Raw genomic sequence first — 10,885 nt, forward strand, 5'->3', positions numbered from 1 at the left:
CTCTCTTGACATCTCTACATATTGGGTGTATAAATAGACTATTCTCAACATATGGGGCAGGTAGGTTATGGCATATATCATCTGTGAAAGGCGTAGAGGACATCCCAAGGTGAACGTGGAAGTATGTCGTCGCAAATGCAGATTCCAGGGAGAGTGCAAATCCTATCAGAAGTACACCAAGACCGTTGGTTCAGAGGATGCCTCACTGGCCGTGAAGGGTCACACCCCCTCTCTCTCCCGGACCGAGGGGGTACCAAAGGAGATCCATCCTGCCTGAACCGACTATCCCCAGTCCCCCCATTCGTATTGGAGAATGCTGAGAAGGGCGAGCCCTGCCGTCTCCACCCTCATGATTCGAGGGCCGAGTCTCACAGCCACGAAGTGGGCCTCCTCGGCTTCCGCGACCTCTTGTTCCGAAAAACCGCCCTCAGGACCCACGAGAAAGTATGCCGTGTCATGAACAGGTAAGGGATCCTCCTTTTCTTTGAAAAAGGACCTGAGACCCTTCCGGGCTCTCTCCCAGAGGATGATTCTGACCGCACCGCGGGCGTGTCGTCTCAGGGCTTCATGAAAATCCACCACATCCTCCACTCTCAGCGGAATCGGCCGGCCAGACTGCTTCGACGACTCTATTGCGATTTTCCGCCACCTGCCCATGCGAACCTCTCTTCTGTCCCGGTCCAGCCGGGGGATCGACCGGGAGGAAACAAAAGGAACAAGCTCCGATACGCCCAATTCGCTTGCCTTCTGGATGACGGAATCCATCTTGTCCCCCTTGATCAGGCTCTGTCCCATAACAACCCTGAAAGGGACCTCCCCTCCAGCCCCTCTGATCTCCAGAATCTTCACCCTCACGGACCGGCGGTCCTGCCGGGCGATCAGACCCTGGTATTGTCTTCCCGTACCGTCAAAAATCTCGACCCTGTCCCCTCTCTTCAGGCGGAGCACACGCTGCATGTGATGGGCCTCAGGGCCGGAGACAACGATCTCCCCACGATCCATCACAGGATCTGCGACGTAGAATCTAGCCATCTCCTCTCTCCAAGAGCCCTCCTTCGAGTTTCAACCCTCGTACCTCCTTGGAGGTGAATCCCGAGAAGAGGGCATCAATCTTCTAAGCACCAGGCAGGACCACTCCCCCTCGGTCTCTCCTCCCACCACCTCGAACCCCCTTCCTTCAAAGATCCCTGCCAGGGCTCTCACCTGATCATTGAGCACCCCGGACAGGATCAGCCTCCCCCTGGGGGCGACATGAGCAGTGAGTGGCCCCTCCAGTCGAGCCAGTGTCTTGAAATCGATGTTGGCAACCACCAGATCGAACCGCCCGCTGACAGCCTCCAAGGGGTCTGAACCGATCTCCACGACTTCCTCGACACGATTACGCCTCACGTTCTGGAAGGCCGCCTCCAAGGCTCTCTCATCCACGTCGATCCCCTTCACGGGCCGGGCCCCCAACCTGGCTCCTGCTATGGCAAGAACTCCCGACCCTGTCCCCACATCGAGGAGGCTGACCCTGTCCTTGACCCTCGCCCGAGCCTTTCCCAGTCTCCGGTCGATTTCCCTGTCCAGGACTTCCAGGCAGAGCCTGGTCGTTTCGTGAATACCCGTACCAAAGGCCATTCCCGGGTCGATCTCCACTACTCTCTCTTCCCCCTTGGGTTCGTAGCTCTCCCACGGGGGCTTGATGACGATCCGCCGGCTGACCCTGCTGGTCTTGAAAAAGGCCCTCCATGCCTGCTGCCAATCATCTTCAACCAGGGTCTGTACCGAGAAGTTCCATCCCACCTCCCCGGGGAAGTATCCCTCGATCGCCTTTACGTAGGCTCCGAGCCGAGCCTCGAGTCTCTCCGCCGATCGGCCTTGCGGAAAATACGCCCGCACCGTCTCGGTCGGACCTTCCAGTTCAAAGCTCTCGATGGACGTGCCGATGGCTCCCGATTCGATGAGGAAGTTCTCCACGGCTTCGCTTGCCTCCCTGGGAACAACGGCCACGATCTCCTTTAGCCCCTTCTCAGGTTTCGTTTTCCCGCCCACTCTCAACGCCTTCCAGAAATCTCGAGGCCGACAGATTGAACCGCTCGGGTTGTTCCAACATCACCATGTGGCCTGCCCCCTCGACGATCTCCATTGTGGCGCCCTCTATTCTCTCGGCGAGATAGCGGGCGTACTTGGGTGGTGTGAGTCGGTCCTCTCTGCCGGTAACTACCAGTGCAGGAACTCCGATCTCCCGAACACGGTCCATGATATCGAATCGGTCGCATGCTTTCAGATCGTGAAGGAGAACGGAAGGCTCTTCCCGAAGCATCGCTTCCATGCCCCTCAGAACCAAGTCTCGAGGTGCCTTCTTCGAAAAGGCGTATTGACTGATCCTGGCCACGGCCTCTTCGAATCTCTCCTCCACCGCGTTGAGGATTTCAGGAAGGACCCTCAGGCGCGCCCCGGTCCCCACCAGCACCAGGGATTGCACGAGGTCCCCATGAGAAATGGCGAAGCGCTGGGCGATCGCACCACCCAGGGAATGACCGAAGAGGCAGAATACACGGCAGTTCAATGACCGGACCACATGGAGGAGATGGTCCGCATAGGCCTCTACAGAGCTCTCTCCCTGACCACCCGCCCGGCCATGACCAGGCAGATCCACCATGACCACATTGTAGGCTTGCTGAAAGAAGAGCCTCTGGTAGTTCCAATCGAGGTGGCTGCCTCCTGAACCGTGAACAAACACAAGGGTTTTCCTCCCCTCGTCCATACCTCCTTTGCCGGTCACGCAGGCGATCCTTCTCCCCCTGTTATGAAGCACGTACATCTCTTTCACCCCCTGCACCATCTCCGGGAATTTTATCACATTTACGGTCCTCCGGGCCCGAATGCCCTGAAGGCGGGTCCCCCTCATCCCTTCGACTCCGCTCGTGACGGCGCCCGCTCACTCCCGACGGGTACCCAGCCGCTTCCGCAACGTCGCTCGCGGCAGGGGCGCTGACCGAAGGCCATGAAACTCCACGTGCTTTCCTCTTGCCTTGACAAGGAGGGGCGGATTTCCTATGATTACAAAGAATTTTCGATACCTTCGAGTGATCGCGTCGATACCGATGCCAGATGGTTCTGCTATTTCCAGGGGTTTTTTTGTAACCTTTGAGGGGGTGGAGGGGAGCGGCAAGACGACCCAGATCAAGCACCTCGAAAGGTTTCTTCTCCAGAAGGGTTGGCGATGTACGGTGACCCGTGAGCCGGGCGGCTCTCCTCTGGGTGATCGGATAAGAAGGATCCTTCTGAGTTCAGACACTCGAGAGCTCACTGCCCTGGGTGAGCTTTTTCTCTACGAGGCTGCAAGAGCGGAACACGTGGCACAGGTCATACGGCCTGCCCTGAGAGGAGGAGGGGTTGTCCTGTGTGACCGGTTCTGTGATGCCACGGTCGCCTACCAGGGCTATGCCCGTCGATTGGACCTCGCCACGGTGAAGCATCTGAACCGGCTCGCCTCGGAGGGAACCAGCCCTGACCTCACCCTTTTGCTCGATTGCCCCGTGGAGGTGGGACTGGGGAGGGCTTCTCGCAGGATCAAGGCAAAGAGCCCATCCGCAAGGGAGGACCGCTTTGAGAGGGAATCCCTCCACTTTCACCAAAGGGTGAGGGAAGGATATCTGCGGATCGCGCGGGAGGATCCGGATCGGATCAGGGTGATCGACGCCTCTCAAGGAGAACTGGAAGTCCACCGGCTGATATGTGGTATCGTCGAGCCCAGGTTGAGAGGGGCCGTGAACCGTCTGATCCAACCCATGGGTATTTAGGGGGCTGGACGGGAAATCAAGGCCGCGTGCTTTCCCAGATACATGGGAACAGGCCATGAGCTTCAAAGAGATCATCGGGAACCAGAGGCCGATCCGGCTGCTCCGGAAGGCCGTGTCCAGGGGCCACTTGCCACAGGCCTATCTCTTCCTCGGGCCGGAAGGGATTGGCAAGAAACTCACCGCCCTCACTCTGGCCAAGGCGCTCAATTGTCTGGAGGGAGGAGAGGACTGCTGCGACAGGTGCCTTTCCTGCAAGAGGATAGAGGATTCGAATCATCCAGATGTCTCCGTTATGGGTCCAGAGGGGCAGTTCATCCGGATAGAGACGATCCGAAAGCTCCAGAGATCCCTCAGCTTTCGCCCCTATGAGGGGAAGAAACGGGTGTGTATCCTCGACGGGGCAGACCGGATGAAGGCAGAAGGAGCCAACGCGCTCCTGAAAACCCTTGAGGAACCCCCACCGGATACGCTCCTTATCCTCGTGGCGACCCAAGGGGATCTTCTCCTTCCCACCATAGTCTCCCGGTGCCAGCAGTTGAAGTTCACCCCCCTGCCGGTCGACCGGCTGGCAGGGGAGATCAGAAGGCGCTCTTCCATAGGGGAAGGGGAGGCAAAGACCCTGGCAGAACTCTCCCAGGGAAGTCTGGGGAGGGCTCTTGAGCTGCTCGATCACGAGGTTTGGCAAAAGAGGCCGAAGATCATTCAGGACCTCATCGACCTGCCCCGTGGCGATGTAAACCGAGCTTTCACACTGGCGGAATCGCTCGCGGATTTCGGGGAGGATTTCCCTCTGGTTTCTCTCGTCATGGCTTCATGGTACAGGGACCTCCTCGTCTGCCAGATCGAGGACGATCCCAGCCGCCTGATCAACCGGGACTTCTATCAGGAGGCAAGGGAGAGGGCGTCTAGGAGTTCACGGTGGTCCCTGATCCGGAGAATAGACGCGATCAACCGGACCCTAAAGGCTCTGAGGGCGAATGTGAACAGACTTCTGGCCGTCGAGAACCTCGTGCTCCAGCTGAGATGATGGGATTCCGGCATGGCGTTGGTGCCCAGAGGAGACGAGAATGATTCGGGTGGTTGGTGTTAGGCTTGGCAGCGGCAAGGTCCATGACTTTGACGCCCTGGATCTAGACCTCAACAAGGGGGACCCCGTCCTGGTGGAGACCGGCAAGGGAGTCTGCCTCGGCAGGGTGGCCATTGAGCCGAGGGAGAAAGAGAAGAAATCCCTTCTCAAGACACTGAAAAAGGTAACCAGGAAAGCGACGGAACAGGATCTTATCCAGGACCAAAGCAATCGGGCCTTGGAGCGGGAGGGTTTCCTCTTCTGCCTGGAGAGGATCAAGGCGAGAAACCTCAATATGAAACTCGTCCGGGTCGAGTTCTTTTTCGACCGGAGCAAGGCTATCTTCTACTTCACCTCAGAGAAACGGGTGGATTTCAGAGAGCTGGTCAAGGACCTGGCCGGGCGGTTTAGGACCAGAATCGAGATGAGACAGATCGGGGTTAGAGACGAGGCGAAGATGACCGGCGGGGTCGGGCCCTGCGGCAGGGAGTTTTGCTGCGCCAGGTTCCTGAACAGCTTCGACCTGGTTTCCGTCAAGATGGCCAAAGAACAGAATCTCGCCCTCAATCCTACCAAGATCTCCGGTGCCTGCGGCCGCCTCATGTGTTGCCTGGCTTACGAATACCATTCTTACTGCGAGCTGAAAAAGGGCCTTCCCAAGACGGGCAAGAGGGTGACGACAAGCCATGGAGAGGGCAAGGTCATCCGCCAGAATATCATGAATCGGACCCTTACAGTTGAGTTGGAATCCGGAGCAGAAGTGACTGTTGCCTGTGAAGACATCCGCTACCCGAAAGGATGACCAATGGATAAGCCAAAGGCCTTCTACGTGACGACTCCGATCTATTACGTAAATGCTCCTCCCCATCTCGGACATGCTTACACTACTATCGTGGGCGACGTACTTGCTAGGTTCCATCGGCTCATGGGCGATGATACGTTCTTTCTTACCGGCACCGACGAGCACGGGGACAAGGTCGTCCAGGCGGCGAGCCAGAGGGGGATGGACCCAAAGACCTACACGGATGAGATAAGCGGCCTGTTCCGCGCCCTCTGGCCCCGGTTGAATATCTCGAACGATCACTTTATCCGGACCACAGACGAGGCACACAAGCGGGTCGTCCGATTGATCCTCCAGGAGGTCTACGAAAAGGGGGACATCTATTTTGGAGAGTATGCAGGGTACTACTGTGTGGGGTGCGAACGGTTTATCACGGAGAGCGAACTGGTGGACGGGAAATGTCCCGACCACCGGAAGGAGCCTGAATTTCGGAAGGAGAACAACTACTTCTTCGCCATGAGCAAGTACCAGGAGTGGCTGGTCGATCACATCCGGCAGAACCCCGACTTCATCCGGCCGGAAAGATACAGAAACAAGCTGCTCTCTTCCCTCGAGTCCCCGCTGGAAGACCTCTGTATCTCCCGGCCCAAGACACGCCTCTCATGGGGGATTCCCCTCCCCTTCGACTCGGATTACGTCACCTATGTATGGTTCGATGCCCTCATCAATTACGTCTCGGCCATAGGGTATCCCTCTGATCCGAAGTTCCTGAAGTTCTGGCCTGTGGCCAACCATTTGATTGCCAAGGATATTCTCATCCCCCACGGCATCTACTGGCCGACCATGCTCAAAGCCGCTGGAATCGGGCCCTATTTGCACCTCAACGTCCACGGCTACTGGAACATCCAGGGCGGCAAGATGTCCAAGAGCCGGGGGGAGATTGTCAGTCCTCTCGACCTGGAGAAGAGATACGGCCTGGATGCCTTCCGGTACTTCCTCATGAGGGAAATGGTCTTCGGGCTGGACGCCAATTTCAGCGAATCAGCCCTGGTAAGCAGGCTGAACGCGGACCTGGCCAACGACCTTGGAAACCTCCTGAGTCGAAGCCTGGCGATGGTCGTCAAGTACTGCAAAGGGAAAATCCCCGAACCCGGAGGGCTGGAAGGCCCAGACCAGGAGCTTATCGGGCGGGCCATGGAGACCATGCGCTCCTTTGTAGGCGAAATGGTGGATCTCGCCTTTCATAAGGCCCTCATGGTCATCTGGGATCTCATCGGCCGGGTGAACAAGTATATCGACGAGACAGCGCCGTGGAACCTGGCAAAAAACCCGGACCAAGGCGGCCGCCTCGCAACGGTCCTTTACAATACGCTGGAATGTTTGAGGATCGTTGCCTTCCTCCTCCTCCCATTCGTACCCGATACAGGAGAGAAGATCTGGACCCAGCTGGGTATGGAGGGTAGCATTCACAGCCGGTCTTTCCAAGACATGGAGAAGTGGGGCGAGATCCGGCCCGGCCGGTCTGTACAGAGGGGGGCCCCTCTGTTCCCCCGGATAGACCTTTCCCAAGGCGATGGCCAAGAAAATACACAGGCTCGATAAGGTCCTGCGGAGGACTCTCCGAAGGATGGACCTCGACACCAGGCTGGATACCTATCGGATCTGGCCTTTGTGGCAGGAAATCGTAGGGGATAGGATCGCCGGAAAGGCCCAGCCTGAAAGACTTAGAAACCGGATTCTCTTTGTCAGGGTCTCGAGTTCCACCTGGATGCAGCAGCTCCAGACCATGAAGCCCATGCTGCTGGAGAGGATCCACAGGGTTGTCAAGGGTGCCCTGATCAAGGAGATCCGGTTCTCTCTCGGTGAGGTTCTCCCCCCCTGCCAGACCCCTCCAGAAGAGCGCGACGATGAGAAGGAAAAGCAGGAGACGACCCTAAGCGCAGAAATGGAAGGCCACCTCGAACAGATCGAGGATGGGGAACTCAGAGCCCTGGTGAGGCGCATCATGCTCAAACAGGCCCAGGCAGCGAGGCCCCTGAGGGGAGACGAGGGCTGACCTCTTCCCACCCCCCTCACCTCCCTGTAACGGCCTTTCTGGCTGCGAGGAGAGTCTCCTGGTAGATTTCGATGATAGGGTTTCCTGTCTCTTTGCTGAGGCGGAGGCAGTCTTCGTATTCTGGGGAGAGACGCCGGATCTTCCCGCTTCGGTCCTGAGAGACCTTGACTCTCACGACCCCAAAGGGGGTCTCGACCTGTTCAATCCTCCGCTCGAGCTTTCCTCTCTGGACCGGGAAATACCGGACCCCGATGCTCGTCGATTCCTGCAGGATGGTCTCTACAATACGCTCCCGTAACGGTTCCTCGCAGATCACCCTCACCATTACACCCGGCCGGCTCTTTTTCATCTGGATAGGAAGGAAAGCAACGTCCAGGGCGCCCCGGCTGAAGAGCCTCTCCATAAGGGGTTCGAAGAATTCGGGATTCATGTCATCGATGTCCGTCTCCACCACCAAAACCCTGTCCTGGACAGGGGACAATGCCGGCTCCCCGAGGAGAATCCGGAGCACATTGGGAATGCTTCCCAGATCCCTGTCACCCAGGCCGTATCCGACCCTTTCGATCCTCATGTCAGGTAGGATCCCGAACTCTCTGGCCAGGGTCGTGATCCACGCCGCCCCGGTGGGTGTGACCATTTCAGCCTCTACCCCGGAGTCATAGACCGGAACATCCTTGAGCAGTTCCAGTGTCGCCGGCGCGGGGACGGGGAGCCTCCCGTGCCGCGACGAGACCATGCCCCTGCCCAAGGGGATTCTGGAGACATAGACCCCTTCGAGCCCGAGATAGTCGACTCCGATAAAGGCACCGACGATATCTACAATCGAGTCGACTGCACCCACCTCGTGAAAATGAACCCTATCGGGCTCCTCCCGGTGTACCATTCCCTCGGCCACGGCCAACCGCCGGAAGGCGGCAAGGCTCATCTCCTTTACACGCCTGTTCAGGGAACTCTTCCCTATGAGGTCGCGGATCTGTTCGAAGCTCCTCTCCCTGGCCGGCCCGTTCCCGATCCTCACCGATACGTGAGTACCCCTCAGGTGGGCCCTTTCCTCCACGGAGGCCGAGATTTCGAACGGTTCAAGCCCGAGCCGGCCGAGTCCCTCCTCCATCAAGGCTCGGGGAACCCCGAGATCCAAAAGACCACCCAGGATCATGTTCCCGCAGATCCCTGAAAAACAGTCAAAATACGCTATTCTCATCGTCTCACGATCCGGACCCTTGCACCTGCCCTGACCCCCTTGAACACCCCGGGATCTCCGAGTACCTTCCCGATTGGGTTGACAGGGCTGGCCGCCCGGATCTCCCCTCCCCTGCTCATGGGAGTGGGACCGAAAAAAATGCAAAAAGCGTCTCCAGGTGGCCAGTATCCGAGTTCCCCCCTTTCCATCCCGTCCCGGGCTCCCTCTTCCAGCTCGGCCTTGACCGGTATGGAGAAGTAGATCTCCTCCCCCCACGTGTTGGCAGAGGCCTCAATGGGGAGGCTGTTCCAGATCAGCTCTGCCGTGGGAGAGTCGTTCAGCTCCGCTTCCACCTCCAATGAGTCGACAAGAATCAGGATTCCTCTGGCCATGACACCTCCTTCTGAAATGACTCCTCAATGGGATCAAACTCGTTGTTCAGGGCCTCCTGGGCCTGTTGAGTATCGGAAAAGACGGCCTCCAGTTCCCCGTCGAAACTCGCCAGAGGGCGTTTCCCCCACCGGCGGGATTGGATGTTTATGAGGAGGAACCCTGTAAGGAGAAACAGATACATGGGCAGCTCCCTGAGGAGAAAAAAAAGGACCCCCCAATCCCCCTCAATCTGTACGGTCCCTGATCCAAGGGTCCGGAGGCTGTTGAGCACCAGCAGCAGCCCCAGGATACAGAGGGAGTTCCGGGCCCGCCGGTCAGTTGCCTGGAGGTTCTGGGAATACCCCTCCAGCATACCTCTAAAATTGTTCCAACTATTGGAGATGGCCCTGAGCATCTCGTGTTTCACCTCTTCGTCTCCCTGGTGGACCTTCAGAAGGGTCTGGCGGTGCCCCCTGAAGATGACGTACCGGCGAATAAGGCTCTCGACTTCAGAGGTTATCGATTGATTTCTCCTCCGGTTCTGCAGTATCACCGCACCGATAAGGATCGCAAGCACTAGAGAGACTATGGCATCGAACCCTGAGAAGGGGACGAGATACCTGCCCAGGGGCCGGAGACCTCCAACGAGTCTTTCAAGAAACGTCATCTCTCCTCCTGGCATCGATTGATCAGGCTGGCCGTGTATCCCGCACCGAAGCCGTTGTCTATGTTGACCACCGTCACACCCGCGGCACAGGAATTCAGCATGCCCAGAAGGGCGGCCAGTCCCTTGAAGCTGGCCCCGTACCCGGTACTTGTGGGGACGGCGATGACAGGGCGATCCACCAACCCCCCTACAACACTGGGCAGGGCCCCCTCCATACCTGCAACGACTATGAGGACATTGGCCCCCATGATTCTCTCACGGTGATGGAAAAGTCGATGGATCCCCGCGACCCCCACGTCGCAGACCATTTCAACTTCGTTTCCCATCATCTCGGCCGTGATCATGGCCTCCTCGCCGACCTCCACGTCAGCCGTCCCGGCCGTAAGAATCAGAATCTTGCCCTTCCCCCTTTTCTCGACACGCTGCCGCACAAGGGTCGCCGTCCTGGACCTCCTGTGGTACTCCATCTCGGGGAAAACTTCCCGGAGACCCCTTGCCTTCTCCTCGCCGACACGGGTAATCAGGACATTCGCCCCTCTCTCGGTCATGTTACGTACAATAGAGGAGATCTGATCCTCGCTCTTCCCTTCTCCCATTATGACCTCGGGAAACCCGCGACGAAGCTGCCGGTGATGGTCTACGACGGCATCTCCGATATCCTCAAAAGGGAATCCCTTGAGGGCATGGAGCGCCTCCTCCACGGTTCGCTCGCCCTCCTTGACCTCCTCCAGGAGCCGTCTCAACTTCTGCTCGTCCATGGATTCTCCGCCGGGACAAACCCCACCAGGCCGGTTCAGGCCTCGGGGGGGGTTCACCGGCTCGAAAAGGGGATTCCCAGGAATTGTATTATCATTTATCCGAAAGTCAAGGAACACAGGGTGGACTTTCCCCAGAATTTTGGAGGGTAGTGAGGTAAGTTATTGGGAGGCAAGGGGAAGCTGATATGAAGAAGTGGAAATGGAGGTTCCTCCTATG

The 10,885-nt window shown here is 57.9% G+C and carries 12 protein-coding genes; 5 read left to right on the top strand and 7 right to left on the bottom strand.

Going from position 1 to position 10,885, the window contains the following annotated elements; all coding sequences use genetic code 11:
• Nucleotides 1-282: 282 nt before the first annotated feature.
• Genes JRJ26_04210 through JRJ26_04220 form a run of 3 tightly spaced genes read right to left on the bottom strand, consistent with a single transcriptional unit; the run spans nt 283 to nt 2,893 of the window.
• Nucleotides 283-1,032 carry a 16S rRNA (uracil(1498)-N(3))-methyltransferase gene (locus JRJ26_04210; GenBank protein MBW2056683.1) on the bottom strand — a complete coding sequence of 250 codons (750 nt, stop codon included), beginning with the start codon at nt 1,030-1,032 and terminating at the stop codon, nt 283-285.
• Between the two features lie 30 nt (nt 1,033-1,062).
• On the bottom strand, nt 1,063-2,034 hold the full coding sequence (locus tag JRJ26_04215) for a 50S ribosomal protein L11 methyltransferase (protein ID MBW2056684.1): 972 nt from the start codon (nt 2,032-2,034) through the stop codon (nt 1,063-1,065).
• Nucleotides 2,012-2,893 (bottom strand): alpha/beta hydrolase, encoded by an 882-nt coding sequence (locus tag JRJ26_04220; GenBank protein ID MBW2056685.1) that lies wholly within the window; start codon nt 2,891-2,893, stop codon nt 2,012-2,014. Before JRJ26_04220 ends, JRJ26_04215 begins: the two co-directional genes overlap by 23 nt.
• Nucleotides 2,894-3,089: 196 nt before the next feature.
• Between JRJ26_04220 and JRJ26_04225 the strand changes: the two genes are divergently transcribed.
• The 5 genes from JRJ26_04225 to JRJ26_04245 are packed head-to-tail and all read left to right on the top strand — an operon-like array spanning nt 3,090 to nt 7,691.
• Nucleotides 3,090-3,788 (top strand): dTMP kinase, encoded by a 699-nt coding sequence (locus JRJ26_04225; GenBank protein MBW2056686.1) that lies wholly within the window; start codon nt 3,090-3,092, stop codon nt 3,786-3,788.
• A 55-nt stretch (nt 3,789-3,843) separates the two neighbouring features.
• Nucleotides 3,844-4,815 (top strand): DNA polymerase III subunit delta', encoded by a 972-nt coding sequence (gene holB / locus JRJ26_04230; GenBank protein ID MBW2056687.1) that lies wholly within the window; start codon nt 3,844-3,846, stop codon nt 4,813-4,815.
• A gap of 40 nt (nt 4,816-4,855) precedes the next feature.
• Nucleotides 4,856-5,656: a stage 0 sporulation family protein gene (locus tag JRJ26_04235; protein MBW2056688.1), complete on the top strand. Its 801-nt coding sequence runs from the start codon at nt 4,856-4,858 to the stop codon at nt 5,654-5,656.
• 3 nt (nt 5,657-5,659) lie between these two features.
• Nucleotides 5,660-7,237 carry a methionine--tRNA ligase gene (gene metG, locus JRJ26_04240; protein ID MBW2056689.1) on the top strand — a complete coding sequence of 526 codons (1,578 nt, stop codon included), beginning with the start codon at nt 5,660-5,662 and terminating at the stop codon, nt 7,235-7,237.
• A gap of 25 nt (nt 7,238-7,262) precedes the next feature.
• A complete protein-coding gene (locus tag JRJ26_04245; protein ID MBW2056690.1) occupies nt 7,263-7,691 on the top strand; it encodes a DUF721 domain-containing protein in 429 nt (142 codons plus the stop codon).
• 16 nt (nt 7,692-7,707) lie between these two features.
• Here JRJ26_04245 and larC read toward each other — a convergent pair whose 3' ends face one another.
• Genes larC through larB form a run of 4 tightly spaced genes read right to left on the bottom strand, consistent with a single transcriptional unit; the run spans nt 7,708 to nt 10,668 of the window.
• Entirely contained in the window at nt 7,708-8,892 is a 1,185-nt protein-coding gene (gene larC / locus JRJ26_04250; protein MBW2056691.1) for a nickel pincer cofactor biosynthesis protein LarC, read from the bottom strand.
• Nucleotides 8,889-9,263: a hypothetical protein gene (locus JRJ26_04255; protein ID MBW2056692.1), complete on the bottom strand. Its 375-nt coding sequence runs from the start codon at nt 9,261-9,263 to the stop codon at nt 8,889-8,891. The genes larC and JRJ26_04255 overlap by 4 nt, the downstream gene beginning before the upstream one ends.
• Entirely contained in the window at nt 9,245-9,910 is a 666-nt protein-coding gene (locus JRJ26_04260) for a hypothetical protein (protein ID MBW2056693.1), read from the bottom strand. The genes JRJ26_04255 and JRJ26_04260 overlap by 19 nt, the downstream gene beginning before the upstream one ends.
• On the bottom strand, nt 9,907-10,668 hold the full coding sequence (gene larB, locus JRJ26_04265; protein ID MBW2056694.1) for a nickel pincer cofactor biosynthesis protein LarB: 762 nt from the start codon (nt 10,666-10,668) through the stop codon (nt 9,907-9,909). The genes JRJ26_04260 and larB overlap by 4 nt, the downstream gene beginning before the upstream one ends.
• Between the last annotated feature and the right edge of the window lie 217 nt (nt 10,669-10,885).

It is taken from the genome of Deltaproteobacteria bacterium, from assembly GCA_019308905.1.
Classification (GTDB): Bacteria; Desulfobacterota; BSN033; order WVXP01; family WVXP01; genus JAFDHF01.